The sequence below is a fragment of the Kutzneria sp. NPDC051319 genome, from assembly GCF_040682195.1.
Classification (GTDB): Bacteria; Actinomycetota; Actinomycetes; order Mycobacteriales; family Pseudonocardiaceae; genus Kutzneria.
Genome location: NZ_JBFBAM010000040.1, coordinates 29,086 through 53,227, shown reverse-complemented (window position 1 = coordinate 53,227; position 24,142 = coordinate 29,086). Strand labels below are relative to the sequence as shown.

The 24,142-nt window shown below is 70.3% G+C and carries 27 protein-coding genes; 11 read left to right on the top strand and 16 right to left on the bottom strand.

From position 1 onward, the window contains the following. Window positions 1-2: 2 nt before the first annotated feature. Together AB0M73_RS31285 and AB0M73_RS31280 are read right to left on the bottom strand one after the other, a co-directional pair. Entirely contained in the window at window positions 3-1,226 is a 1,224-nt protein-coding gene (locus AB0M73_RS31285) for an MFS transporter (protein WP_363898027.1), read from the bottom strand. A 25-nt stretch (window positions 1,227-1,251) separates the two neighbouring features. After that, the gene (locus AB0M73_RS31280; protein ID WP_363898024.1) at window positions 1,252-1,932 is read right to left on the bottom strand and encodes a hypothetical protein; all 681 of its coding nucleotides are present in this window, start codon (window positions 1,930-1,932) and stop codon (window positions 1,252-1,254) included. A 103-nt stretch (window positions 1,933-2,035) separates the two neighbouring features. Here AB0M73_RS31280 and AB0M73_RS31275 point away from each other — a divergent pair, with 103 nt between their 5' ends. Then, window positions 2,036-2,590 carry a suppressor of fused domain protein gene (locus tag AB0M73_RS31275; protein WP_363898021.1) on the top strand — a complete coding sequence of 185 codons (555 nt, stop codon included), beginning with the start codon at window positions 2,036-2,038 and terminating at the stop codon, window positions 2,588-2,590. On the opposite strand, the gene AB0M73_RS31270 is transcribed toward AB0M73_RS31275, so the two are convergent. Further along, window positions 2,587-2,982: a nitroreductase/quinone reductase family protein gene (locus AB0M73_RS31270; protein ID WP_363898018.1), complete on the bottom strand. Its 396-nt coding sequence runs from the start codon at window positions 2,980-2,982 to the stop codon at window positions 2,587-2,589. The genes AB0M73_RS31275 and AB0M73_RS31270 overlap by 4 nt on opposite strands. A 187-nt stretch (window positions 2,983-3,169) precedes the next feature. On the opposite strand from AB0M73_RS31270, the gene AB0M73_RS31265 reads away from it, so the two are divergent. After that, complete coding sequence (locus AB0M73_RS31265; protein WP_363898015.1) at window positions 3,170-3,436, top strand: hypothetical protein; 267 nt, start codon at window positions 3,170-3,172, stop codon at window positions 3,434-3,436. Window positions 3,437-3,438: 2 nt separating this feature from the next. On the opposite strand, the gene AB0M73_RS31260 is transcribed toward AB0M73_RS31265, so the two are convergent. Next, window positions 3,439-5,397 (bottom strand): translation factor GTPase family protein, encoded by a 1,959-nt coding sequence (locus AB0M73_RS31260; protein ID WP_363898012.1) that lies wholly within the window; start codon window positions 5,395-5,397, stop codon window positions 3,439-3,441. Between the two features lie 302 nt (window positions 5,398-5,699). Continuing rightward, the gene (locus tag AB0M73_RS31255; protein WP_363898009.1) at window positions 5,700-6,335 is read right to left on the bottom strand and encodes a GntR family transcriptional regulator; all 636 of its coding nucleotides are present in this window, start codon (window positions 6,333-6,335) and stop codon (window positions 5,700-5,702) included. Between the two features lie 62 nt (window positions 6,336-6,397). Here AB0M73_RS31255 and AB0M73_RS31250 point away from each other — a divergent pair, with 62 nt between their 5' ends. After that, window positions 6,398-7,330: an EamA family transporter gene (locus AB0M73_RS31250; RefSeq protein ID WP_363898006.1), complete on the top strand. Its 933-nt coding sequence runs from the start codon at window positions 6,398-6,400 to the stop codon at window positions 7,328-7,330. Between the two features lie 125 nt (window positions 7,331-7,455). On the opposite strand, the gene AB0M73_RS31245 is transcribed toward AB0M73_RS31250, so the two are convergent. The 3 genes from AB0M73_RS31245 to AB0M73_RS31235 form a co-directional block, all read right to left on the bottom strand. Beyond that, window positions 7,456-7,998 (bottom strand): universal stress protein, encoded by a 543-nt coding sequence (locus tag AB0M73_RS31245; protein ID WP_363898003.1) that lies wholly within the window; start codon window positions 7,996-7,998, stop codon window positions 7,456-7,458. A gap of 25 nt (window positions 7,999-8,023) precedes the next feature. Next, a complete protein-coding gene (locus AB0M73_RS31240; RefSeq protein WP_363898000.1) occupies window positions 8,024-9,481 on the bottom strand; it encodes an MFS transporter in 1,458 nt (485 codons plus the stop codon). Window positions 9,482-9,750: 269 nt separating this feature from the next. Next, the gene (locus tag AB0M73_RS31235) at window positions 9,751-10,992 is read right to left on the bottom strand and encodes an MFS transporter (protein ID WP_363897997.1); all 1,242 of its coding nucleotides are present in this window, start codon (window positions 10,990-10,992) and stop codon (window positions 9,751-9,753) included. Between the two features lie 85 nt (window positions 10,993-11,077). On the opposite strand from AB0M73_RS31235, the gene AB0M73_RS31230 reads away from it, so the two are divergent. After that, window positions 11,078-11,356: a DUF427 domain-containing protein gene (locus tag AB0M73_RS31230; RefSeq protein ID WP_363897994.1), complete on the top strand. Its 279-nt coding sequence runs from the start codon at window positions 11,078-11,080 to the stop codon at window positions 11,354-11,356. Window positions 11,357-11,362: 6 nt separating this feature from the next. On the opposite strand, the gene AB0M73_RS31225 is transcribed toward AB0M73_RS31230, so the two are convergent. Then, a complete protein-coding gene (locus AB0M73_RS31225) occupies window positions 11,363-13,633 on the bottom strand; it encodes a pyruvate dehydrogenase (protein WP_363897991.1) in 2,271 nt (756 codons plus the stop codon). A gap of 129 nt (window positions 13,634-13,762) precedes the next feature. Here AB0M73_RS31225 and AB0M73_RS31220 point away from each other — a divergent pair, with 129 nt between their 5' ends. Further along, window positions 13,763-14,239, top strand: coding sequence for an Lrp/AsnC family transcriptional regulator (locus AB0M73_RS31220; RefSeq protein ID WP_043716340.1), 477 nt, complete (start codon window positions 13,763-13,765; stop codon window positions 14,237-14,239). Here the strand turns inward: AB0M73_RS31220 and AB0M73_RS31215 are convergent. Genes AB0M73_RS31215 through AB0M73_RS31205 form a run of 3 tightly spaced genes read right to left on the bottom strand, consistent with a single transcriptional unit; the run spans window position 14,231 to window position 16,982 of the window. After that, on the bottom strand, window positions 14,231-15,058 hold the full coding sequence (locus tag AB0M73_RS31215; RefSeq protein ID WP_363897987.1) for a DUF4436 family protein: 828 nt from the start codon (window positions 15,056-15,058) through the stop codon (window positions 14,231-14,233). The genes AB0M73_RS31220 and AB0M73_RS31215 overlap by 9 nt on opposite strands. Window positions 15,059-15,101: 43 nt before the next feature. Beyond that, complete coding sequence (locus AB0M73_RS31210) at window positions 15,102-15,761, bottom strand: alpha/beta fold hydrolase (RefSeq protein ID WP_363897984.1); 660 nt, start codon at window positions 15,759-15,761, stop codon at window positions 15,102-15,104. A gap of 18 nt (window positions 15,762-15,779) precedes the next feature. Next, on the bottom strand, window positions 15,780-16,982 hold the full coding sequence (locus tag AB0M73_RS31205) for a lipase family protein (RefSeq protein WP_363897981.1): 1,203 nt from the start codon (window positions 16,980-16,982) through the stop codon (window positions 15,780-15,782). 91 nt (window positions 16,983-17,073) lie between these two features. On the opposite strand from AB0M73_RS31205, the gene AB0M73_RS31200 reads away from it, so the two are divergent. After that, entirely contained in the window at window positions 17,074-17,709 is a 636-nt protein-coding gene (locus tag AB0M73_RS31200; protein ID WP_363897978.1) for a TetR/AcrR family transcriptional regulator, read from the top strand. Here the strand turns inward: AB0M73_RS31200 and AB0M73_RS31195 are convergent. After that, window positions 17,683-18,291 (bottom strand): TetR/AcrR family transcriptional regulator, encoded by a 609-nt coding sequence (locus AB0M73_RS31195; protein ID WP_363897975.1) that lies wholly within the window; start codon window positions 18,289-18,291, stop codon window positions 17,683-17,685. The two genes, AB0M73_RS31200 and AB0M73_RS31195, sit on opposite strands and share 27 nt — an antisense overlap. 52 nt (window positions 18,292-18,343) lie before the next feature. Between AB0M73_RS31195 and AB0M73_RS31190 the strand changes: the two genes are divergently transcribed. After that, the gene (locus AB0M73_RS31190; protein WP_363897972.1) at window positions 18,344-19,180 is read left to right on the top strand and encodes an SDR family oxidoreductase; all 837 of its coding nucleotides are present in this window, start codon (window positions 18,344-18,346) and stop codon (window positions 19,178-19,180) included. Here the strand turns inward: AB0M73_RS31190 and AB0M73_RS31185 are convergent. Further along, entirely contained in the window at window positions 19,171-19,728 is a 558-nt protein-coding gene (locus AB0M73_RS31185; RefSeq protein ID WP_363897969.1) for a GNAT family N-acetyltransferase, read from the bottom strand. The two genes, AB0M73_RS31190 and AB0M73_RS31185, sit on opposite strands and share 10 nt — an antisense overlap. 69 nt (window positions 19,729-19,797) lie before the next feature. On the opposite strand from AB0M73_RS31185, the gene AB0M73_RS31180 reads away from it, so the two are divergent. Then, the gene (locus AB0M73_RS31180; RefSeq protein WP_363897966.1) at window positions 19,798-20,658 is read left to right on the top strand and encodes an aminoglycoside phosphotransferase family protein; all 861 of its coding nucleotides are present in this window, start codon (window positions 19,798-19,800) and stop codon (window positions 20,656-20,658) included. On the opposite strand, the gene AB0M73_RS31175 is transcribed toward AB0M73_RS31180, so the two are convergent. Both AB0M73_RS31175 and AB0M73_RS31170 read right to left on the bottom strand, forming a co-directional pair. After that, window positions 20,600-21,028 (bottom strand): hypothetical protein, encoded by a 429-nt coding sequence (locus AB0M73_RS31175; protein ID WP_363897963.1) that lies wholly within the window; start codon window positions 21,026-21,028, stop codon window positions 20,600-20,602. The genes AB0M73_RS31180 and AB0M73_RS31175 overlap by 59 nt on opposite strands. Before the next feature lie 247 nt (window positions 21,029-21,275). Next, on the bottom strand, window positions 21,276-22,133 hold the full coding sequence (locus AB0M73_RS31170; RefSeq protein ID WP_363897961.1) for a class I SAM-dependent methyltransferase: 858 nt from the start codon (window positions 22,131-22,133) through the stop codon (window positions 21,276-21,278). Window positions 22,134-22,504: 371 nt separating this feature from the next. Between AB0M73_RS31170 and AB0M73_RS31165 the strand changes: the two genes are divergently transcribed. The 3 genes from AB0M73_RS31165 (at window position 22,505) to AB0M73_RS31155 (ending at window position 24,140) form a co-directional block, all read left to right on the top strand. Further along, window positions 22,505-22,627, top strand: a complete 123-nt coding sequence (locus AB0M73_RS31165; protein ID WP_363897959.1) for a hypothetical protein — start codon at window positions 22,505-22,507, stop codon at window positions 22,625-22,627. Window positions 22,628-22,815: 188 nt separating this feature from the next. Next, window positions 22,816-23,448, top strand: a complete 633-nt coding sequence (gene ribA, locus AB0M73_RS31160) for a GTP cyclohydrolase II (protein WP_363897957.1) — start codon at window positions 22,816-22,818, stop codon at window positions 23,446-23,448. A 5-nt stretch (window positions 23,449-23,453) separates the two neighbouring features. Further along, complete coding sequence (locus AB0M73_RS31155) at window positions 23,454-24,140, top strand: dihydrofolate reductase family protein (protein ID WP_043716353.1); 687 nt, start codon at window positions 23,454-23,456, stop codon at window positions 24,138-24,140. Window positions 24,141-24,142 lie beyond the last annotated feature (2 nt).

Below are 24,142 nucleotides of genomic sequence, written 5' to 3'. Positions count from 1 at the left end.
CGTCAGCCTCTCACCAGCGTCGATTCTTCGCGAACGGGGCCGTCGGCCCGGCCGAGGTCGCGGACCGGCGGGGCCAGCAGCAGCGCCGCCATGCCGGCCACGGCCGCGACCGCGCCGATCAGCAGCACCGGTTCCGCGCCCAGCGCGCCGGCCGCCGGGCCGGCCAGCGCCTGGCCGACCGGCATCATGGCCAGCGAGCCGGCGACCTCGTAGGCGTGGATGCGGTTGAGGATCGAGCCGGGGATCTGGGTCTGGATGCTGGTCGCCCACATCACGCTCCAGAACGTCTGCACGCCCCCGGTGACCGCGAAACCCAGGCCCACCAGCCAGATCGGGGCGCCCACGGCCACCATCGCCGGCAGCAGCCCGTATCCGAGCATTGCGATCGCCCCGGCGCGCAGCGGGTGGCGTGGGCGCAGGCGCATCGCGACCAGGCCGCCGACGGCCATGCCCGCCCCGCCGATCGAGTTGATCAGGCCGTACGCGGTGTCGCCGTGGGTGGTGATGATCTCCGTGGCCACCAGCGGGGTGAGCGGGCCGAAGGTGGTGATCATCAGCACCATCCAGACCAGGATGACGCCCCACACCCAGCCGCGGGCCCGGAATTCCCGCCAGCCCTCGACGAGATCCGCCCGGAACCGCGTCCGTTTCGCCGGCCGCTCGCCTCGGCGCAGGCGCAAACCCAGTAGGCACAAGGCACTTGTCAGGTACGTCGCCGCGTGCACCGCGAACACGCCGCCCACCGACGTCACGCCGATCAGCAGGCCCGCGAAGGCCGGGCCGGCCACGCCCATCATCGACTCCGCCACGCGGATGACGCTGTTGGCGCTCTGCACGTCCGTCGCGATGCGCGGGATGGTGCTGGCGATGCCCGGCTGGAACAGCGCCGCGCACAGGCCGTTGACCGCTCCCACCAGGCAGATCTGCCAGAAAACCACGTGCCCGGCGAAGAACATCACCGCCACCGACGACTGGGTCACGACCCGGGTCAGGTCCGCCGCCACCATCACCGCTCGGGTGTCGAACCGGTCCGCGATCACCCCGCCGAAGATGACGAACCCGGCGAAGCACGCGCTGAAGGCCGCCATCGCCCCGCCGACCGCGCCCACCCCGTACCCGTACCGGATCAGGCCCGCGGCCAGCGCCACCGGCAACATCATGTCGCCCAGCCGCGCCGCCGCCCGAGCCACGAAGAACAGCGTGAAGTCACGATTCCAGCGGCGCACGTCCCGCCACGCTACCGGAAACCGCTTACCACCCCTCGAAACTTCCCACCAGTTGGGCACTCTCCCGCCACAGCCGCCCGCACCGCTCCCGATCCGTCGTGTGCTCCGCCGTCTCCACCCGGCGGCGGTTCACGAAGAAGCCGCCAGTCTGTCCGTCCACTTCGGACGCCGTCGCCAGCCACACCGCCGTGTCCGCCCCCACCTCCGGCCCCGGCGCCGTCTCGGCCAGCTCCTCCCCCAGCTTCTTCAGCGCCCCACGGGCATTCCGGCCCAGCCCCGTGCCACCGATGATCCCCGGGTGCATCGCATTGACCGTGATGCCCTTCAGTCTCCTCGCCAGCTCGTAGCCGAACATCGCGTTCATGTTCTTGGTGCGCCCGTACGCCGCGAACGGCGCCAGGTCCGGATCCGGCAGCCGAAGTTCCTTGCCCAGCGCCGGATCCGCCCGTTCCAGAATCAGATCCGCACCCCACGCGGCCGCTCGATCCGCGTCGCGGCCGCGCGGAGCCGGGCATCCTGCCGACCGAGCAGCGTCACCGTCGCGGATCCGGCCAGCGCCGTCGCGATCGCCTCGCCGATACCCGAGGTCGCACCTGTCACCACCGCGGGCACGGTTTCCACCATCCAGGTTGACGCTGTCAACCCAACTCCACCGGTTGACAGCGTTGCCGATCCCGAGGACCTCGTCGACGACCTGCTCGCCCACCTCCGCGCCGTGGCCGGTTGATCACGGGTGAAACCTAGTACTGTCTGGACGTGCTCCGTCGGTGGAAACCCCAGTTCCGTGGCTCACCGGTCGGGGGCCGGCCATGACCGGTCGTGCCGAACGGTATTTCGCCCACCTGGATGCGTTGTCCGGCGGGGTCGAGCCGTGGTTCACCGCGATCGAGTCGACCAAGGCCGGCCTGCCGGCCGTGACGGTGCTCGGTTACCAGGACCTGCCCGAGGACCACCTCACCGGCGTCACCTACGGGCTTTCCCTGGCCGAGCATGAGGATTGGGTGCTCAGCAAGCCCGAGCTGTGCATCAGCGTGCGCTCGGACGACCGGTTGTGGGTGCTGGCCGTCGGCGACCTCGCCGAGGGGCTGCGCGGGGAGTGCCCGTTCGAGTACGGCGACGTGATCAACTTCGGTGAGCCGATCTCGGCCGAGTCGGCCATGACCGCCTTTGTCGTCGGCCCGCCGGCCGTGCTCGCCCCCGAGGACTACACCGACATCGACGTCGGCGACGACAGGCCGATCAACATCGCCGGCCTCTACCCCATCCACGACGTGGAGCGGCAGTACATCCGGGAGCACGGGCTCCAGGCGTTCGTCGCCCTCGACTGGGACTGCTACGACGTCACGCGCCCGCCGGCCGTCTAGTCCGCCAGTTCGACCCGGACCGTCAGCAGGTTGGTGCCGAGCAGCCGGACACCGGCACTGTTCACCGCCGGAAGCGAACGAAGGCGCGCCTTCGCGTCGTCTTCCGGCATCAGATGCGCGATGCCGGCACGCCAGCGCCCCCTGATCCGGACCCGCACCCTCGGGTCGGCCTGGATGTTGCGCACGTACTGCGACTTCTCCCCGTACTCCGAGACCAGCCAGAAGTCCCGCCCGACCAGCCTTCCGCCCAGCGGCGTCCGCCGGGGCTGCCCCGAGCGCCGCCCGGTGGTCTCCAGCAGCGTGTGCCCCGGCATCCGCATCAGGATCGGGTTGCCGACCCGGCGTTGAAACGCCGTGACGATCCGCTGCTTGGCCTCCCGATAGCCGGACATCCCCTGCTCCCTGCCGTGCCGATGATCATGAGCCGGAAAAACGCAGCCCCCGTTTCCATCCAACCACGCGAACCTGGCAGCCGGGGTCCGCGGTGATCACCAGCGGCGGCGTTGCCAGGTTGATCTGGTTGGATGGGAATCGGGGGCTGCATCGAACGGGACAGCCACGAGAGTCGGACGGAGGGGCATGACGGCGGGTGACATGGGGCAGTCGGAGAGCGGGAGATCCAGGGCTCCCCTGGCCTTCCACGATCCGACAGCCGGCATGGGCGGGGTGGTTCCGACGCGAACGGCGCGACTGTGGCTGGCCGTGGTCGGCCTGCTGCTGTGCATCGCCTCTGCCGTGGCCTCCTTCCGGCTCGGCATGACGTGGGCGGGGGTCCTGTTGGCGGCTCTGTCGGCGACGACCATGGTCAACATCGGTTGGGTGCTCCACCGACGCCGCCGCGGCTGAGATCAGACCCGGCGCAGCACGTGCAGCAGATACTCCTTGCGGTTCAACGGGTTGTGGTCCCATCGGACCCTGTCCGGCGCGGGGCCGTCGACGGGGCGGTAGTGGTCGAAAGCAGATTCCAGCACACCTTCGCCGCTGGTCAACGACGGTAGCCGACGTTCGAGACCATGGACCTCGGCCGCGGGAATGTCGCCGGCGAGGACATGAGTCCCGCCCGTGATGGACGATGTGAGGGGTGCGGCGCGGAGGCGCACGAGAACAGGCAGCACGGCGGCGAAGGACTCGGCGGGAATCTCCAACTGGTAGCGGTGAATGGGCTCGTGAACGCGCGTTCCGGCCTCGGCCAGGGCGGACATCAACACGAGCGGCGTCAGGCCACGGAAGTCGGAGGCGGTGCTGGACATCGATTTGTCGAAGGTGGCGTGCATGTGGCTCTGCCGGGGGTAATAACCGGAATGAGTCATCGTGATGACACAGTCGATGACCTGCCAACCATGCAACCCCTGGGACAGAGTCTCCCGGACGGTGTCTTCGACGGCCTTCATGAAGGAGTACGGCATGGAGCCGAGCTCGACACCGAGCCGATACCGCACGCCGCTGTTGACCGGACCGGGTTCGATGCGCAGGCCGACAGTGGCCAGGAAAGGATTGGGCGGGACGTCGATGATCTCGAACGCGGCGCCGGTGCCGACGACGCGTTCGATGTTGATGGTCGTGGTCTCCCGGAAGGAGACGTCGAGCCCGAACTCCTCGGCCAGCGTGGCCTGGATGACCTCCTTCTGCACCTCGCCATAGAGGGAGACCGTTATCTCTCGGCGGATCTCGTCCTGGCGGACGTCGATCAGCGGATCCTGTTCGGCCAACTGGTCGAGGGCGGCGCGAAGCGTGCCCCGCTCCCCCGAACGGGCCGGCAGAACGACGGTTTCCAACGTCGGCGGCGAGAAGTAATGCTCCGCCGCACGCGTTGACGAGCCGATGACGTCACCGATGCGAATGCTGTTGAGGCCCCACAGCCGGGCGATGGAGCCGGCGGCGACGGCCGGTTGTGAAACGCTTGCGCCCTCGGCGAAGACAGCGATGGCGGTCACCTTGTCGTCGCCGTCGGGCAGCCGGTCCCGGACGCGCAGGCGGCCGGCGTGCATGCGCACGTAGGCGATCTTCTCGCCGGCCGGACCGCGCTCGACCTTGAACACGGCGCCCGAGACCGGCGCGTCGACGTCCTCGGGGGCCGCCGGCAGGAACGATGTGATGCCCTCGATCAGGGCGCTCACACCCGTTCCGGTGATCGCCGACCCGAAGAACACCGGATGCACGAGCCCTCGCCGGGAACGCTCCGCCAGCGTGGACCACGCCCGCTCGTAAGGAATGTCCGAAGAGGACAGATAGGCGGCCGTCAGTTCGTCGTCCAGCTCGACAAGCCGTTCCACGAATTCGACGTCTTCGACACCGAAGGGCACGGCCCGCGCGGCCCGAGTTCCGAGGGCGGCGACCGATCCCATGGGCACGATCGACGGCGACAGCTTGGCCGCGATGTCCGCCACCAGCCCGTCATAACGGGCGCCGCCACGATCCACCTTGTTCACGAAGACGATCGTCGGAATGCGCAGCCTTCGCAGCACCCGCATGAGAATGCGGGTCTGCGCCTGCACACCTTCGACCGCCGACACGACCAGCACCGCCCCGTCGAGCACGCCGAGAACCCGCTCCACCTCGGCAATGAAATCCGGGTGGCCGGGCGTGTCGATGAGGTTGACCGTGTGGTCGCCAATGCTGAACGACACCACCGCCGACTTGATGGTGATGCCTCGCCGGCGCTCCAGCGCCATCGAGTCGGTCTGCGTGTTTCCGTCGTCCACGCGGCCGATCTCGTCGATGATCCCGGCGGCGTGCAGCAGCCGCTCGGTCAGGCTGGTCTTACCGGCGTCGACGTGCGCGAGAATTCCGAGGTTGAGCACTGCCATGCGGCGTCATGTCCTTCAGAAGGGGGAACGTTTCCTCTGCGGTGAACATGACAGCTGCTCGCATCTCATCTCCCAGCTCGGTGACGCCACGAGTTGAGCAGAACCCCCGACGCCCGGGCAAATGATTTATCGAAGGGGAAGGAGGGCGAGCGGGTTGCCGGGTAGTGGCGCCGGCCAGCGGCGGCGAGGTGGCGGACGGCGTGTTGCCGAGTGGTAGCAGGCGGCGGCAGGCGGCGTATTGCCGGGTACTGGCAACGGCCAGTCGGAAGGAGGGCGGGCGTGTCGGCGGACAGCGGCGGCAGTCAGCGGGCGGCGAGGTGGCGGACGGCGGCGGAGAGGTGTTCGCGCATCTCGGCCTGGGCGACGGCGACGTCACCGGTGGCGATGGCGGCGAGCAGGCGGCGGTGCTCGGCGGCGAGGTTGGTGCCGCCGGGATAGAAGTTGTGCAGCTGGGCGAGGCAGAGCTGCATCTCCTCCTGGAGGGCCGGGTAGATGCGGTTGAGGCGGGGGCTGCCGGCCAGTTCGACGAGGGCGATGTGGAACTCGGTGTGGATCTCGACGCGATCGGCCCAGCTGACGTCGGGAGACAGGGAGTCCATCTCGGCCAGGATGCGCTCGGGGCGGGACAGGGAGACGCCGGACTCGACGATGACGCGGACGGCCTCGAGTTCGAGGGGGGTGCGGATGAGGAACAGGTCCTGGATGTCGGCCTCGGTGAGCACGGGGACGATCAGCGACCGGCCGGTCGCCCGCTGCGCGAGGTTGCGGGCGACGAGCTCCTGGAGCGCGGAGCGGATGGTCGGCCGGGCGACGCCGAACCGCGAGGCCAGCATGGTCTCGGTGAGGCTCTCGCCGGGCGAGAGCTCCCCGCCGAGGATCAGCCTGCGTACCTCGGCGACCAAGGCGTCCCGGGTACTGGTCGTCTGAAGCGCCGTCACACCGCGTGAGTATAGCGGTCAGACCGTTGCGTATGACAGTCATACCGTATTACCTTCGCCGGGTGACGAGCACCCGAAGGGCCGTGGCCAGCGCCGCCGCGGGCGCGCTGTTGTGGGGCACGCTCGGACCGGTCGCCGCGCTGATCGGGCCAGGCGACCGCGTCGCGGCCGGCGGCATCCGCCTGGCGATCGGCGCTCTGGTGCTCTTCGCCGTGGCCAAAGGCCGGCCGCTCCGGAGCAGGTGGACGCGGGCGGATCTGGGGCCGCTGGCCGGTGGGGCGGTGGGGATCGCGGGCTTCCAAGTGGCCTATTTCGGGGCGATCGGCAGCGCGGGGGTGGCGGTGAGCACGGCAGTGGGGATCGGGTTGTCGCCGGTGTTCACGGGGCTGTGGACGGCCGTGAGGAACCGCCGGAGGCCGGGTGCGGGCTGGAGCGTGGGGACGGCGACGGCGGTGGGCGGGCTGTGCCTGCTGGCCTTCGCCAATGGGGCGGGGACGACGTTTTCCTTGGCGGGGCTGGGATTGTCGGTGCTGGCGGCGGCGTTCTTCAGCGGGCAGGCGGTGTCCATCCAGGCGCTGACGGCACGGCACGACGACGCGACGGCGCTGACGGGGATCCTGGCCTTGGGGGCGCTGCTCATGGCGCCGGTGATCGCGGTGACGGCGACAGGGAATCTGCTGACGCCGCAAGGGATTTGCGGGGTGGCGTACCTGGGCGTGGTGACGACGGGCATGTCGTACTGGCTGTTCGCCCGCGGCATCAGGCACATCGGGGCGGCCGCGGCGGTGACGATCACGCTGCTGGAGCCGGCGGCCGCGGCGGTGATCGCGGCGGTGGCGCTGCACGAGCAGCTGACGGCCGGGCAGTGGGCGGGCATCGTGATGATCGGCGCGGCGATCACGATCACGGGGCGAACGGCGAAGGCGGCCGACGTGGTCGAGCGGCGGAACCCGGCCGGGCCGACGGAAGAAGCAGCCGGTGTCGGAAGAAAGTAGCGCTGGTGGCGCGCCTGGCCGAGGGCAAGGGGATTGCCCGGCGGCAGCACGAGGCAAGGGCTGGTGGCGGGCAGAAGAAGAGCACCGCCGACCCGAGGGTCGGCGGTGCTCGGTGGCAGCGAGGGTCAGTTGGACTGGCGGGGCATGCGGATGCCGGGACGGCCGGCGGAGGCGGCGGCCTTGGCGATGCGGGTGCCGACCTCCTTGCCGATGCGCGCGGCCCGGCCGGGGCCGGGCAGGGTGAGGGCGGGCGGCATGACCACGACGGGGCAGCCGACGTGGTACATCAACCGGTGGGCCAACAGGGTGTTGGCCTTGAGGTCGGTGCTGCGAGGGGCATCGAGCACCAGCATGAGGGCGCCCTCGGACTCCTTCAGGAGCACGGAGACGGGGGTGCCCTTGATGACGCGGCACTCGACCTTGGCGTCGGGGCCCAAGGCCTCGGCGACATCGGCGGAGAGCTTCTCCTCGGCGGCGGCGAAGGCGCCGGGGACGTCACGGGAGACGGCCGGCGGGTGACCGCCGGGGGCGCTCGGCGGGCGAGGGGCCCGCCAGGCGCGGACGGCGACCAGGCCGCACCGGCGACGGCGAGCCTCGTCGGCGGCCCAGCGCAGGGCGGTGGGCGATCCACTGCGGACACTGACGCCCACGACGATGAAATCAGCCACAGCTACCTCCTCGTCGTCGCGGATACTAACTGGCCTCGGCCATGGGCGCCTTGGACAACGGTTCGGCCACGTCCTCAAGGGACTGTCCCTCGGCGTTGACGCCGACGAACCAGGCGATCAGGCCGCCGAGGATCATGATGGCGGCGCCGAAGTAGTAGCCGATGGTGAGCGGTCCACGGTCGAGGCCGTTGCCGATCAGCGAGCTGAACACGAACGGCGCGATGGCTCCGGCGGCCTGGGAGATGGCGAAGAAGTAGGAGATCGCCTGCCCCCGCAGCTCCAGCGGGAAGATCTCGCTGACCGTCAGGTAGGCCGAGGAAGCGCCGGCGGAGGCGAAGAAGAACGACACGCACCAGAAGATCGTGTGGGTGGTGGCGTTCAACGAGCCGGCCTGGAACAGCGCCGCCGAGACGGCCAGCACGACGCCGGCGAAGCCGTAGGTGCCGAGGATCATCTTGCGCCGTCCGACGGTGTCGAAGAACGGCCCCAGGATGAGCGGGCCGAGCAGGTTGCCCACCGCGAACGGGAAGAAGTAGACCGACACCCCGCTGGCGCTGATGTGGTAGAAGTTCTGCAGCACCAACGAATACGTGAAGAAGATGGCGTTGTACAGGAACGACTGCGTGACCATCATCGAGAAGCCGAGGAAGGACCGCTTCGGGTACTTCTTCAGGAAGATGCCCGTCACGGTGCGGAAGCCCAGCCGCGGCGCCTCCACGATGGACATGGCCTTCTCCGGCGGCACCTCGGTCAGGGTCACCCCCTCGCGCCGCACGCCGGCCTCGATCTCGTCGACGGTGCGCTCGGCCTCCTCCAGCCGGCCGTGCGTCATCAGCCACCGCGGGCTCTCCGGGATGTGCCGGCGCAGGTAGATGATGATCAGGCCGAGCACCGGGCCGATGAAGAAGCCGATCCGCCAGCCCCAGCTCTCCGGGAAGATGTTGGGGTCGAGCAGGAACAGGTTGGCGGTGGCGCCGATCATCGCGCCGGCCCAGTAGGTGCCGTTCACGGCGATGTCGACGCGGCCGCGGTAGCGGGACGGGATGAGCTCGTCGATGGCCGAGTTGATCGCGGTGTACTCGCCGCCGATGCCGAGGCCGGCGATGAACCGGAAGATCCACAGGAACCACACGCTGAACGAGAAGCCGGCGATGCCGCTGGCCACCAGGTAGATCGCCAGCGTCAGGATGAACAGTCGTTTTCGGCCGATCTTGTCGGTGAGCCGCCCGAAGTAGAGCGCGCCGACGACCTGGCCGACCAGGTAGATGGTGGCGGTGGCGCCGACCTCGGCCGGCGTCATGCCGAGGGTCTTCTCGAACCCGGCGGCGGACACGATCTGGATCTCGAGGCCGTCCAGGATCCACGACACGCCCAGGCCGATCACGATCGACCAGTGGAACCTGGTCCAGGGCAACCGGTCCATTCGGGCGGGAACGAGGCTCAGCCTGGGTGTCGCCGTGCCGGCGGAGCTGGCTGCTGTCATGGAATTCTCCCCGATGTCGCGTGCGTTGCCGAAACGTTCGCGCACATGTGGCCGGCGGGTTACGAGCAGGTTTAGAGATCTACCGCCAAAGTGGTCGGTCCGCAACCGGTAAGAGGCGTGAAAGTCTGGCATGGTCACAGTCCGATCCCCAGGTCACGCTGCCGGCGCGGACGCTCACCCGGCGCGCACGCGAGGGTTTCAAACCTGCTCGGGACAATTGACACGGTGTTGTTGCCTGAAACGACGCCCCCGGGCCGAATCGGGGCGGCTCAGTCATTGGACAATGGGACGCCGTAGGCGGCGAAGCCGGGCAGCCGCCGCCACAACAGGACCGAGGCGGCGATGGTGGACAGACCGCCGATCACGGCGGACAGGCCCGGGGTGCTGAGACTGGCGACCGCGCCGGCCCGGAAGTTGCCCAGCTGGGAGCCGCCGAAGCCGGCGACGTACTCGGCGGCGCTGACGCGGCTGCGGTACCGGTCGGGGGTCGCGGCCTGGAGAATGGTCGTCCGGAACACCACGCTGATCACGTCGAACGCTCCCCCGGCCACGAGCAGCCCGACCGACAGCCACAGCGCGGTCGACAGCCCGAAGCCGACGAGCGTGACCGCCCAGCCGATGCCCGCCAACAGCATGGCGCGGCCCTGCCGGGACACGTGCCCGACCGGTCCGGACAGTGCCGAGCCGAGCACGCCGCCGATCGCGGGCGCGGCGTTGAGCAGGCCCAGGGTCTGCGGGCCGCCGCCGAACAAGGCCGCGTTGATCGCCGGGAACACGGCGAACGGCATGCCGAGGGCCATCGCGAACAGGTCGGCCAGCACCGCGCCGGTCAGCACCGAGGATCCCCGGATGAAGCCGACGGCGTCCATGACCGACTTGATGCCGGGTTTGGCCAGGGTGCCCTCGGGCGGCATCGGCGGCAGCCGGAACACGCCGTAGAGCGCGGCCCCGAAGCTGATCACGTCGATCACATAGCACGCGTTGAGACCGCCGGCCGCCGCGACCAGCCCGGCCAGCAGTGGGCCGACCGTGTTGCTCAGGTGCATGGTCATCAGGTTCAGCGCGGCCCCGGCCGGCAGCAGTTCGGCCGGCAGCAGGCGGGGCGTGAACGTGCGGCGGGCCGGCACGTTGACCGACACGATCAACGCCTCGACGACGGCCAGCACGTACAGCAGCCACAGCTGCCGCAGCTCGAGAAGGGACTGCACGGCGAACAACGCCGACACCGCCGCGAGCCCGAGGCTGCTGTACAGCACGATCTTGCGCCGGTCGGCGGCGTCGCCGATGCTGCCGCCGAGCATGCCGAAGGCGATGGCCGGCACGGCGGCGCACAGGCCGATGCCGCCGACCGCCAGCGAGCTGTTGGTGAGGGTGAAGACCTGGTAGGTGACGGCGAACAGGGTCATCTGGGTGCCGACGGCCGAGAGGACAGAACCGATCCAGTACCGGCGGAAGGCCGATGACCGGCGGAGCGGGGAGGCGTCGACCAGTAGTCGCCGGGGCAAGGTCACCGGATCGAGCGTATCGGTGCCCTTTCGGTCACACGACGGAATTATCGGGGAGGCGCCGGCCGTTGGCCAAGACATGAAGGCAACCGTGAACGGCCGTGTCGTGGCCGAGGCCCCCGAGTCAGAGCTGGTCTCCATCGAGGGCAACTGGTACTTCCCGCCGTCGTCCCTGGTGGACGGTGAGTTCGCCGACAGCCCGACCCCGTACACCTGCCCGTGGAAGGGCCCGGCTCAGTACCACACCGTGGCCGGGCAGAACGACGCCGGCTGGAGCTACCCGCAGCCGTACGACGGCGCGGCCGAGCGCGTCGGCCACGAGTTCGCCGGCTACGTCGCGTTCGACAAGCGCTACGTCGAGCTCAGCTGAGGTCGGTCACCTGAGGTCCAGGGCCGCGCGCACGATGCTGTCGGCATCGAGACCGTGGTAGCGGTAGACGTCCTCCAGCGAGCCGGCCTGGCCGAACCGCGTGACGCCGAGCGAGATCGACGCCACCCGGTTCACGGTGGCCAGGAAGGCGAGCGTGTGCGGATGACCGTCCAGCACGGTCACCAGCGGCGTCGGCCGCAACACCTGGTCCAGGATCCAGGACGGGCCGTCGGCGAGACCCTGCCTCGCCTGCTGGGCCTGGAACAGCAGGCCGGGGCTGGTCACGCAGACGACGTCGGCCTCGATGCCCACCTGGTCGAGCCGCTCGGCGGCCTGGAGCGCCTCGGGCACGACGGCGCCCATCGCGGCGATGGTGATGGCCGGGTTCTCCTTGCGGCGCAAGGAGTACGCGCCCGCCACGACCTGGCGACGGCGACGCTCGCGCGCGGCCGGATCCGTGGGCACGTCGGCCAGCGACTGGTCGACCGGTCGGGTCGACAGCCGTAGGTAGGCCGAGGTCCCGTCCGGCTTGCCCAGCCGGGCCAGGCTGGCCAGCAGCGTCCACTCGACGTCGATGGCGAACGCCGGCTCGTAGGTGACGCAGCCGGGCTGCTCCAGTCCGATGGACGGCGTCGTGATGGACTGGTGCGCGCCGCCTTCCGGCGCCAGCGTGACCCCGGACGGCGTGCCGACCAGAATCGACTGTCCGCCGGCGTAGATGCCGAACGACCACGGTTCCAGGGCGCGCGAGACGAACGGGTCGTAGAGCACGCCGATCGGCAGCAGCGGCTCGCCCCAGCGACTCCAGGTCGCGCCCAGCTCCCCGATCAGCCCGACCAGGTTGGTCTCGGCGATGCCGAGTTCGATGTGTTGTCCCCCAGGGCTTTCCCTCCAGTGCAGGATCGTGTCGGCGTCGTCGGCGAACCAGTCGACGCGCTCGTCGGGCGACCACACGCCGACCTTGTTCACCCAGCCGCCGAGATTGGTGCTGGAACTGACGTCGGGGCTGACCGTGACCACCCGCCGGGCCGCGTCCGGCGCGCGGCGGGTGAGATCGAGCAGCGTTCGGCCGAGCGCTGCTTGAGTCGTGGTCGTGCCCTGCTGAACCCGGCCGAGGTCGAGCGGGATCGATGGCGGTTGCGCGGTCGCGACGCTCTTGCGCCGCAGGCGGTTCGCCGTGTCCTCGCACAGGACGGCCGCATCGGAGCCGACCGGGAACGCCTGCCAGGGGTCGTCGACGTCCCTCCCAAGACGTCGCGCCAGCTCGGCCAGCTGCTCGGTGGTCAGCAGTGATGAGTGGTTCTGCGGGTGCCCTTGCGTGGGCAACCCGTTGCCCTTCACAGTGTACGCCAAGATCACCGTCGGCCGGCTGTCCTCGATCTGCTCGAAGGCCCCGTCCAGCGCGGCCAGATCGTGGCCGCCGAGATTGCGGACGGCCGCCACCAGGGTGTCGTCGTCCACATCGGACACCAGCTCGGCGATGGCCGGATCCCCTGCGGGCAAACGATTCCGAAGCTGCGCCGCGTCGCAGCGGAGCAGTCGCTGGTACTCGGGATTGGGCATGGTGTCGATACGCTCGCGTAGCGCCGGGCCACCCGGTCGGGTGAACAATTCCTCCAGCAGCCGCCCGTACTTGAGGGTGATCACCTGCCAGCCGGCCCCGGCGAACATGGCGTGCAGCCGGTCGGCGGCGATCTGCGGCACGACCCGGTCCAGCGACTGCCGGTTCAGGTCGACTATCCACACGATCTCACCGAGTTCGGCCACCGACGGGTCGAGCACCGCCTCCCAGACCGCACCCTCGTCCAGCTCGGCGTCGCCCAGCAGCGAGTACTGGCGGCCACTGCCCGCGCCGACGTAGCGACGGGCGATCGCACCCCAGATCGGTGCGGTGGCCCCGATTCCCACCGATCCGGTCGAGTAGTCGACGGGATCGGGGTCCTTGGAGCGGCTCGGGTAGCTCTGCAGGCCGCCGAAGGCGCGCAGGGTCGTCAGATACGACTCGTCGAGCTCCCCCAGCAGGTAGTTGATCGCGTGCAGCACGGGCGAGGCGTGCGGCTTGACCGAGACCCGGTCCTGCGGCCGCAGGTGCCGGAACCACAGCGACGTCATGATCGACACCATCGAGGCGCTGGACGCCTGGTGCCCGCCGACCTTGAGGCCGGAGGTGTTGGGGCGCACCAGGTTCGCGTGGTGGATGACGGCCGTGGACAGCCACAGCACCCGCCGCTCAATCTCGGTCAGCACCGCCAGCGCGGCCGGGCTCGGCCTGGTCATCTCGCCACCTCCATGCGTGCACAACGTCCTGAAATGACAACACCGACACTCACTACGCACAATGCGAGTACGCTGGATTGAGCAGATCGCACAATCCGACCGAGCATCAGACCGGCGAAAGCGAGCAGAGTGCGCAACGACGACCGCTTCGACCAGACCGACCTCCGCCTGCTGCAAGCGCTGGCCGAGCAGCCGCGGGCCACCGCCGTGGCGCTGGCCGAGCAGACCGGGCTGTCCCGCAACACCGTGCAGGCGCGGCTGCTGCGGCTGGAGCAGCCGGGCGTGCTGGACACGTTCGAACACCGCATTCCGCCCCGCGCGCTGGGCTATCCGCTGACGGCGTTCGTGATGATGGTCGTGACGCAGCAACGCCTCGACGAGGTCGCCGACGCGCTGGCCGACGTGCCGGAGGTGCTCCAGGTGCACGGCATCAGCGGCCAGCCCGACCTGTTCGTGCACGTCGTCGCCCAGGACGGCGACGACCTGTACCGCATCGCCGGCCTGATGCTGGCCATCCCCGGGGTGGAGCGGACCAGCACGGCGCTGGTGATGCGGGAGCTGGTCGGCTACCGGATCAGCCCTTTGCTGGAGCGGCGCTCACGCTAGGCGCGCCCGCCGGATGCCGTGCACAGTCACGTAAACCAGGGCGGCAGAGGTCAGCAGCTCGGCCCAGAAGAAGGCGCCGTAGTCGATCAGCCCGCCGATCGGCGGCGAGCCGGGGGCGGCGTTGCGGAAGCCGACCAGGGCGAACAGGGTGGCGGCCATCCAGCCCATCGCCGGCCACACCAGCCCCATCCCCTTGGACACGATGGTCAGCGCCGCGCCCAGCACCGACAGCGCGAGCGCCCACATGGCGATCATCAGGAACCAGGCCAGCACCAGGGAGCTGAACGTTCGGCCGGCCACCACGTTGGCCTTCAGCACGCCGGCACGCCACTCGGCGTCGGTCGCCGCCGCCGTGAACAGCGCGTCGTAGCCCCGAAACCGCAGCGACACCGGCACGTTCTGGTCGCCGGCCGTGACGTAGAAGCCGATCGCGGCGGAGTAGCTGTCGAACGGGTAGGAGGACACCAGGCCGTCGTCGACGCCGATCCGCACGTCCTGCAACGACACCCGGTCATGGGCCTTGAACCGCAGCGTGCCGCTGGTCAGCGAGCTGGTGTCGACCTCGATGTCCCGCACCGGCACGGCGTCGAAGCCGTCGGCCAGGTTGCCGTGCATGACCGGGATGATCCGCAGGTCCAGCTCGCGGCCGGTGACGTCGACCCGTTGCAGCGTCACGTCGAGCTCGACCCGGTTGGCGTCGTCGCTGCCGACGACGTAGTCGGTCTGGCGATTGCTGCTGTCGATCTGGAAGCCGATGACGCCACCCGCGGCGAGCACCGCGATCACCACGCCCACGGCGACGATCCGTACCGTCCTCACCCGCCGTGACGCTAGGCCAGACGGCCGACCGTGGCACGGTGATTCACCTGTTGGTGTCGGCCAGAAACTGCTCGACGACGGCCGCGAACTCGGCCGGCCTGCTCTGGTGCACGAGATGCCCGGCGTCGATCGTCACGAGCGTGGCGGCCGGCATCAGGTCGGCCATGGTGGCGATGGCGGCCTGTGGGAGGTGGCTTTGCTCGCCGCCCGCGACGACGAGCGTCGGCGTGGCGATGCCGGCCAGCCGCTGCGGCCAGTCGGGATCGGGGTCGTTCAGCTCGGCGATGATCCGCGGCCGCAACGCCCAGTCGTAGTCCAGCTCCCCCTCGGGCCGCGGGGCCAGCCGCAGGCCCAGCGGAACCGGCGGCGGGGCCTCCTCCAGCACCATCGCGGCCAGCCGCTCCGGGCGCTTCTCGGCGTAGCGGTAGGCGGCGACACCGCCCATGGAGTGCCCGACGAGCACGGCCCGCTCGACACCGAACTGGTCGAGCAGGCCGTGCAGGTCATCGGCGAACAGGTCGAACGAGTAGGCGTCGGCGCGCGGACTCCGGCCGTGACCACGCTGGTCCGGCGCGATGACGTGCCAGCGGTCGGCGAACCTCGCGGCGAACTCCGACCAGGTGCCGCCGTTGGCCGACGCGCCGTGCAGCAGGACCATGGCCGGCGCGTCGGGCGAACCCCAGGTGCGAGTGAACAGTTCCACCCGACCTGCCTATCACGATCAGCAGTTCGGGGTGGCGGCCCGGCCGGCGAAGCGGTCCCCGAGCCAGTTCAGGGCGGCGGTGCCGTAGACGCTGACCGCGACGATGTGCCCGGCGAGCGGAACCGGTTGCCACTGCACGGAAGCGCCGAGCGCGCAGAGGCGGTCGCGGAGCTCCTCCCCCACCTGGAACGGAATCAGCTCGTCGAGGGTGCCGTGGTAGAGCAGCACGGGCGCGGCCGGCCTGTGCGCGCCGAGGCGGTTCTCGGCGAGCCGGGCCTGCCAGCGCGGATCCTTGATCATCCCGGGCGTCGTGGTGAGATTGTCCAGGCGGTCGAAGGGATCCGCGAGCGCGAGTTCGACTATGCAGGAGGTCTCGACCTTCTGCACGACCGTGCGCCCCTTGGCGTTCAGGGCATCGGCGAACGGCAGCTCGGGATACGCCGCCGCGTAGCCCACGGCCGCGCCGGCGACGAGGCTGAAGCCGGCGTTGCCGTCGTTGTAGGCGGCCACTTCGGTGAGATCGGCCGGGACGCCGCCCTCGGCGATGCCGACGACGTGCACGTCCGGGGCGTAGGTCGGCTGCGACTCCCCTGCCGCAGCGGCGGCCTGACCTCCTTGGGAGTAGCCGAAAACGCCGACCGGCGCATCGGCGCTGAGGCCGGCGCCGTCGACCTTGCTCGCGGCCCGGGCGACGTCGAGCAGGGCGTGGCCCTCGGCATTGGCGACGGCGTAGGTGTGAGTCCCTGGCGTGCCAAGGCCTTCGTAGTCGGTGAGCGCGACGGCGTACCCCTTGAGCATCGCCTGCGCGAGGAAGGCGATCTCCACCTCGGTGCCGGTTCGGAGGTGATACGACGGCGCGCAGTCGTCGCCGAGCCCCTGCGTGCCCATGGCGTACGCGAGGACCGGGCGAGGACCGGGGCCGGTCCACGGGATCGGCGGCACCAGCACCATGCCCGACACGGCGTTGGCCGCGCCGGTGGCGGAGGTGGAGCGATAGAGCACCAGCCAGGTCTGGACCGGGGCCTTGAACACGCGGAACGGCTCCGGGTACCAGTCGACCCGGCGCTGGCGGATCAGGTCGCCGGCCGCGCCCGGCAGGGGCGTCGGCGGTGTGTAGAAGGGGTCCTGGGCGGGCGCCGGCGGGCGGGGATCGGCCTGGGCGACGGCCGGAGCCGTCACCAGGGCCAGGGCCAGCAGCGGCACGAGCACTCGGCGAAGCATCGTTGCCTCCGAGCTGAAGTGGTAATCAGGATTTTCACAAGGTAGGGCCGTCTCGGGTAATCTGGCAATCCCGATTACCAGTTTTTGTCACATGGGTGAGGAGTCGGCCATCGCCAAGCGCGCCTACGCGGGAGTGGCCTCCGAGCAGCGCCGGGCCGAACGTCGCCAGCGGCTGCTGGAGGCGGCCCTCGGGCTGTTCACCACGGTCGGCTACCGGCAGACCAAGATCGTCCAGATCTGCGCCGACGCCGGCGTGTCCACCCGCAACTTCTACGAGGAGTTCACCGGCAAGGAGCAGGTGCTGCTGACCCTGCACGACCTGATCAACTCCGTCGCCCTGGACCGGGTCCGCGCCGCGCTGGAGACCCTGGAATCCGACGACGTCGTCACGCGGATCTCCCTGCTGCTGGACGCCTTCGTCGCCAGCGTCACCGCCGATCCCCGGCTGCCGCGGCTGAACTACGTCGAGGCCGTCGGCGTCAGCGAGGAGCTGGAGCGGCAGCACCAGCAGTGGGTCACCCGCTGGGCCGACTTCATCGAGGCCGAGGCCCGGCACGCCGCCGCCCACGGCGTCGCCCCCGAGCGGGACTACCGGCTCACCGCCATCGGCCTGGTCGGCGCCATCACCGGGTTGCTGCGGGAGTGGCAGGCGCACCGGCCGCCGTGGCCGGTGGCCGACATCGCCGCCGAGATCCGGGGGCTAATGCTGGCCGCGATCCTGCGCTGATCCACTGCGTTCGACCATGGCCACCAGCATCGAGACGAGTTCCTCGGCCGTGACATGCCACTTGTCGGCGGACAGGTGCCCGCCGGCTTCCATGTCCGTGATCCCGTGCGCGCTGGTCAGCAGCAGCGCCGCGAAGCGATCGGCGTCCCGGGCGCCGACGAGATCGGTGACGATGGCCAGGAACTCGTCCTGGGCGCGATCGGCGGCGCGAGTCGCCGCGTCGACGGCGGTCGGGTCGCCGGCCGGCAACGTGAACATCAGCCGGTACAGGTGCGGTTGGCCGCGGCCGATCGCCATCAGCGCGGCCAGCCCGCGGCGCAGCATGTCGGCCGGTGGCACGCCGGGATCGGCGCGCACGGCCCGCACCTGATCGGCGAGCCGGTCCAGCGCCTCCGCCGCGATGGTCGTCAGCAGGCTGTCCTTGTCGGGGAAGTGCCGGTACGGCGCGCCGCGGGTGACGCCCGCGCGCGCCCCGACCTCCCGCAACGTCACCGCGTCCGTGCCGCCGCTGTCGAGCAGGTCGGCGGCGGCGTCCAGGAGTGCGCGCCGGGTCACGGCGGCGGATTCCGCGCGGGTGGCCATGCCGACCAGCATACAGTTGACACTGTCATCTCAAATGCCTACCGTGGTCAAGATGACAACGTCATCTGAAACAGTGGTCGTGACCGGGGCATCGACCGGGATCGGGGCGGCGTCCGCCCGCGAGCTGGCCCGCCGGGGATTCCACGTCCTGGCCGGCGTCCGCCGCGAACAGGACGCCGACGCGCTCCGCGCCCCCGGCATCGAGCCGGTCATCCTCGACATCACCCGGCCCGAGCACATCGCCGACCTGGCCGCGCGCGTCGACTCGGCGTGGGCACTGGTGAACAACGCCGCGATCTCCGTCAACGCGCCGGTCGAGGCCCTGCCGCTGGACGAGTGGCGCCGGACGTTCGAGGTCAACCTGTTCGGCCACGTCGCCGTCACCCAGGCCCTGCTGCCCGCCCTGCTGCGCCACCGCGGCCGGGTGGTCAACATCAGCTCGGTCGGCGGCAGGATCGCCATGGCCACCTACGGCGCCTATGCCGGCGCGAAGTTCGCACTGGAGGCGGTCAGCGACGCGCTGCGCCGGGAACTCGCACCGCTGGGCGTGCAGGTGGTGGTGATCGAGCCCGGCGGGGTCCGCACGGAGATGGGCGACCGGGGCATCGCCACCACGAGCCGGCTGGCCGCCGACATGTCGCCGGACCACCAGCGACGCTACGGGCGGCTGGTCCGGGCGATCATCTCGCAGACCGCCGCGGGCACGGGAAACGGCGTCACCGCAGCGGAAGCCGCGCGCGTGATCGCCAAGGCCGTGACCGCCGGCAAACCCCGCACCCGCTACACCATCGGTCGCGACGCGGCCGTGATCACTCGCCTGGCCCGGTTCCTGCCGGACCGAATGCTCGACCGCGTCCTCGCGGCCGGCCTCCGTCCGCACTACGCCTGAAGCACTACTGCGCGGATCAGCCGCCGGCAGCGGTACACGCGGTCGAACTGGGCGCGCAGGTCGTCCTCGCCGGCCGCGTCGGCGTGCAGGAGCGCTCCCGCGACGGCGAGTCCCCCGATGGTCTGGGTGACTTCGTCGCCAGTGGCGTGAACGTGGATGTAGTACTCAGTCTCGGCGAAGCCGTGGGCTGCGTACCAACGCAGCGCGGATTTGTCCTCACGCGTCCAGGCGTCCAGGTCTATGGCACCGAGCTCTCGCAGCCGGGTCAACGCGTGGTCGAGTAGGCCGGTCGCGATGCCCTGGGCCTGGTGATCGGGGTGGACGGCGATCGTCTCGACGGTGGCGAGGTCGTTCCGCACCGCGACATCCAGCACGCCCACCACGATCCCGCCGTCCACGGCGACCAGTTCGACGGACGGACAGTCGTAGCGGGGTTTGGCCACCAGCACGTCGTCGTAGTAACACGAGTGCAGGAAGCTCAACACCCGGCACCGCAGCCAGAGTTCCTCGTCACGCGGGTCGTAAGCCCGGATCCCCCATGTCCCCACCCGAGGCATGGTGCCCGCGCCAACCACCTGGCCGCCAACGAATTCCGGGCGTGGGGCAGGGTTGGAGCCATGGACGAAGCCTTCGTGCGCGACCTGCTCCGAGACCAGCACCCGGATCTGGCCGGCCTGCCGCTGCGGCCGGTGCCCGGCGGCTGGGGCAACCAGATGTGGCGGCTGGGCGACGACCTGGCCGTCCGCATGCCCCGCCAGGAGGGGGCGTCGGAGCTGCTGCGCATGGAACACCGCTGGCTGCCGCAGTTGGCCCCGACGTTGCCACTGCCGGTATCGGCGCCGGTCCGCGTGGGCGAGCCGTCGGAGCGCTTCCCGAAGACGTGGACGATCAACGCCTGGGTGCACGGCGAGCCCGCCGACCGGGCGGACCTCAGCGCCGATGCGGCGGAAGGGCTGGCGGAGTTCCTGCTGGCCCTGCACCGACCGGCCCCGACCGACGCGCCGATCGACGTCGACCGGGTGGCGCTGACGCCGCATCCCAAGGTGCCGGCGGAACTCCGCGCCGACTACCAGCGGGCCCTGGTCGCCCCGGTCTGGGCCGGACCGCCGGTGTGGCGGCACGCCGATCTGCACCCGGCCAACGTGGTCGCGCGCGACGGCGTGCTGTCGGGAGTGATCGACTGGGGTTCGCTGTCGGGCGGCGACCCGGCGATCGACCTGGCCTCGGCCTGGGTGCTGCTGCCGGACACCGACCGGTTCTTCGACGCCTACCGGCCCGACGAGGCCACGGTCCTGAGGGCCAAGGGCTGGGCCATCGGGAGGGCGTTGTTCCTCGTGGACATCGGCGAACTGTGGGAACAGGGCCGTCCCGGCGGCCAGCCCGGATGGGGTGCCCGGGGACAGGAAGTGTTGCGGCGGCTCATGAAGCCGACAACGTGGACCGCCGGCGCCAGGCCCAGCGGAGCAGGCCGACGCTGACGACCAGGGTCGTCAGGTTGATGCCCAGCTCCAGCACTCCGGCCCCGCCGGGCAGCCACCAGATGCCGTTCTCGATGTCGTACAGGGAATCGATGCACAGCAGGTAGACGCCGGCCCCGCCGCCGGCCAGCAGCCAGAACAGGGCACTCGGGCGGCGGGCCAGCAGCGAGAACATCGCGCCCAGCAGGCAGACCAGCAGCCAGGTGTCGGCCAGCGGGAAGGAGTTCTCGAACTCGACGTAGCCGGGCCGGGTCTCGCTGGCCACCACGTCCCGTGCGAAGACCCACAGCAGCATGTAGGAGACGGTGATCAGGGCCGACAGCACCAGGACCACGACGATGCGGCGGCGGCTTGCCTCGGTGATCTCCATGTGGGGCATTGTGGGCCGCTCACGAGTGAAAACCCACCCCTGCCCGGTCCAAGACCCGCAGCCACACAACAGTTCCGACGGGAACGACAGCAGCTTGGCGTGCACCATGTCCACTGTGGTCCGTTCGGTCTCCCGACCAGGTCGGTCCACAGTGGACACATCCGAAGGCCGGCACGGCCTGGAGGGAACCCGCCACCGGGCTTCTTAGCACTCCAGCCGGAGTTCGTGATCAGTAGCTGATGGCCGCTCAGACCGGCACCGGTGCGACGTCGTGCAAGACGAAGGTGGCGAACCCGAGCTCCCGCCGCAAGCCGCCGAGCCAGGTGTCACGGTGCTCGCGGGCGGCGGTGAGCGCCTGGTTGCGGTCCTCGACGGTCGGGGCCGACCGCACGGCCCAGTCGACGAGCGAGCCGGTCCAGCTGAACTCGTAGTCGTCCCATTCGGTCAGTGTGCTGACATGCCCGAAGGACGGCTCGAGGCCGTGCCGGTGGAAGGCCTGCACCAGGCCGGCGAGGTCGGGGACGGAGTCGGCCGGGAGCCCGAGCGCGGCCAGCGCCGCCGCCGACGGGGTCCCTTCCCAGATCATCTCGCCGATCAGCGCCTGACCGCCGGGGCGCAGGTGCTGCCGGACGGCGACCAGCATGTCCGCCAACCCGCCGAAGGCGTGCCGGGCGCCGACGCAGAGCACCACGTCGAAGAGCCCGTCGTTCCAGGTGGCGGCGTCGGTCTCGATCCATCGCACCCGGTCCGTCAGCCCGCGCTCGCCGGTGCGCCGGGCGGCCGAGGCCGGCAGCATGGGGTCGATCCCGACGCCTGTCGTCGCAGGATGGTCCAGCAGCACCTGCTGCAGCCACTCGCCCTCACCGCAGCCGAGGTCGACCGCGCGGGCGCCGACGGCGGGGCTCAACCACCCAACCAACTCGCGCAACCGGTCGGGCGCGACCGGCGCCGCGATGGGATGGCGCAGGTGCGCGATATCGAAGATCTCCGAGCGGTCCGCCGAGGTAACGCTAGTAGTCCAGCCGCTGTTCGCGATCCGTGACTGATGGCGGCTGCTTGCCGTCGGTAGTGGCTTGGTGCCGACGCGACGGCGCTCTACCGGCACTTCCGCCGTGATGGACGGTCACCGGGCAGGCCATCGACGGGTTTGAGCCGGGGCCGGACTGGCTAGCCACCCTGCGTGAGCTGGCGATACGGATCTACCGGACGAATCTGGCGCATCCCCGGATCGCCCGGCTGGCCGGCGCCCGCGTCACCTGCCGACCCAACGAAGCCCGCGCCATCGAGTGGTCGTGTCGGCTCAGCGCTCCGCGGGCTTCGCCGACACCGACGCCGTCGGTTACTACCACGCGTTCATCCACATGACGCTCGGCCACTCCGCGCTGGACGCGGCGGCGCGGTCTCAACCGCCCGCGGTTCGGGAAGCGGACAGAAACGCGTGGTGCGAGAACAACCGTCAACTGTCACCGGACACCCGTGGCGAACATCGCCGCCACCGCCCGCCACCTGGCCGGACACCGGAGTGGCAGCTCCTTCGAGACCACGGTCGACCTGGTGCTGGCCGCGCTCGCGCAAGCGAATTCCCTGAACATGGGATGAACCAGGAGGCTGCGGTGATCGTGTCTTGGGGTGAAGGAGAGGAGTTAGGCTCAGCGATGCTTCACCAGGGCGCAGCACATGCGACGCAGGTCACATCTGTCCGGGAAACCATCCGGGCCGCCGCGATGTTGTTGAAATTTGAACAGGAAGACGGTCGTAGCGCGGCCACTGGCAGATCGGAGTCCACCATGTCGACGAGCGGCGCTGAGGCAGCAACCGTCCGCACCCGGGTGCGGATCCCTCTTCGCTTCGCGGACGGGTTCTCCGTCTCCGCCGACGCGGTCACCTTCCACGGCCTGGCCGACGGTCTCGAGCACGTGGCCATGGTGTTCGGCGACATCACCACCGGCACGCCCCTGGTCCGCCCGCACTCCGAGTGCCTGACCGGTGACGTGTTCGGCTCCGCCCGCTGCGACTGCGGTCCCCAGCTGCGCGAGGCCGTCGAGCGCATCTCCGCCACCGGCGGCGTGCTGCTCTACCTGCGCCAGGAGGGCCGCGGCATCGGCCTCTACAACAAGCTCGACGCGTACGCGCTGCAGGACACCGGGCTGGACACCTACGCCGCCAACGCCGCGCTGGGCCTGCCCGAGGACGGCCGCGACTACACCGTGGCCGCGCAGATGCTGGACGCGCTGGGCGTGCGCAAGATCGACCTGCTCTCCAACAACCCGGACAAGGCCGAGCAGCTGCGCAAGCTCGGCGTCTCGGTGCGCCGCCGCGTGCCGACCGGCGTGTTCGCCACCGAGAACAACCTGCGCTACCTGCGGGCCAAGGTGGACCACACCGGCCACACCATCACGCTGTCCAGTCTCGTGAGTTGAGGCCCATGAAACTGCCGTATGTCGTGCTGTCGGCGGCCGTGAGCATCGACGGCTACCTCGACGACGCCGGATGCCAACGCCTCCTGCTGTCCTGCCCGGAGGACTTCGACCGGGTCGACGCGGTCCGCGCCGACGTGGACGCCGTCCTGGTGGGAGCCAACACGATTCGCCGTGACAACCCGCGACTGATCGTGCACTCGGAGCAGCGGCGGGCGCAGCGGGCGGCCCGGGGCCTGCCCGCGCATCCGATGAAGGTCATCGTCACCGGCTCCGGCGACCTCGATCCGGACCTCGCGGTCTGGGGCTGCGGCGGCGAGAAACTCGTGTTCACGGTGGACTCCGCCGCCGAGAAGGTGCGGGACCGTCTCGGCGAGCGGGCCGAGGTGGTCAGCACGGGCGCGGTGTTCGACTGGCACACCGTGCTGGCCCGGCTGGGCGAGCGCGGCGTCGACCGGCTCATGGTCGAGGGCGGCGGCACGGTGCACACCCAGCTGGTGGCGCTCAACCTGGCCGACGAGCTGCACGTGGCGATAGCGCCGCTGGTGGTCGGGCAGGTCGACGCGCCGCGGTTCCTCGGCCCGGCCAACTATCCCGGCGGCACCGCCGCCCGGATGAAACTCCTCGGCTGCACCCAGGTCGGCGACGTCGTGCTCCTGCGATACTCGCCGAAGGACCTGACCTGTTGCCAGTAGGA

Excerpts from the sequence above, each read along its gene's own strand:
- AB0M73_RS31275 (WP_363898021.1), top strand. The coding sequence starts at position 2,036 with ATGACCGGTCGTGCCGAACGGTATTTCGCCCACCTGGATGCGTTGTCC.
- AB0M73_RS31260 (WP_363898012.1), bottom strand. The coding sequence starts at position 5,397 with ATGGCAGTGCTCAACCTCGGAATTCTCGCGCACGTCGACGCCGGTAAG.
- AB0M73_RS31180 (WP_363897966.1), top strand. The coding sequence starts at position 19,798 with ATGGACGAAGCCTTCGTGCGCGACCTGCTCCGAGACCAGCACCCGGAT.
- AB0M73_RS31200 (WP_363897978.1), top strand. The coding sequence starts at position 17,074 with ATGGGTGAGGAGTCGGCCATCGCCAAGCGCGCCTACGCGGGAGTGGCC.
- AB0M73_RS31175 (WP_363897963.1), bottom strand. The coding sequence starts at position 21,028 with ATGGAGATCACCGAGGCAAGCCGCCGCCGCATCGTCGTGGTCCTGGTG.
- AB0M73_RS31155 (WP_043716353.1), top strand. The coding sequence starts at position 23,454 with ATGAAACTGCCGTATGTCGTGCTGTCGGCGGCCGTGAGCATCGACGGC.
- AB0M73_RS31265 (WP_363898015.1), top strand. The coding sequence starts at position 3,170 with ATGACGGCGGGTGACATGGGGCAGTCGGAGAGCGGGAGATCCAGGGCT.
- AB0M73_RS31225 (WP_363897991.1), bottom strand. The coding sequence starts at position 13,633 with ATGACCAGGCCGAGCCCGGCCGCGCTGGCGGTGCTGACCGAGATTGAG.
- ribA (WP_363897957.1), top strand. The coding sequence starts at position 22,816 with ATGTCGACGAGCGGCGCTGAGGCAGCAACCGTCCGCACCCGGGTGCGG.
- AB0M73_RS31205 (WP_363897981.1), bottom strand. The coding sequence starts at position 16,982 with ATGCTTCGCCGAGTGCTCGTGCCGCTGCTGGCCCTGGCCCTGGTGACG.
- AB0M73_RS31195 (WP_363897975.1), bottom strand. The coding sequence starts at position 18,291 with ATGGCCACCCGCGCGGAATCCGCCGCCGTGACCCGGCGCGCACTCCTG.
- AB0M73_RS31190 (WP_363897972.1), top strand. The coding sequence starts at position 18,344 with ATGACAACGTCATCTGAAACAGTGGTCGTGACCGGGGCATCGACCGGG.
- AB0M73_RS31240 (WP_363898000.1), bottom strand. The coding sequence starts at position 9,481 with ATGACAGCAGCCAGCTCCGCCGGCACGGCGACACCCAGGCTGAGCCTC.
- AB0M73_RS31270 (WP_363898018.1), bottom strand. The coding sequence starts at position 2,982 with ATGTCCGGCTATCGGGAGGCCAAGCAGCGGATCGTCACGGCGTTTCAA.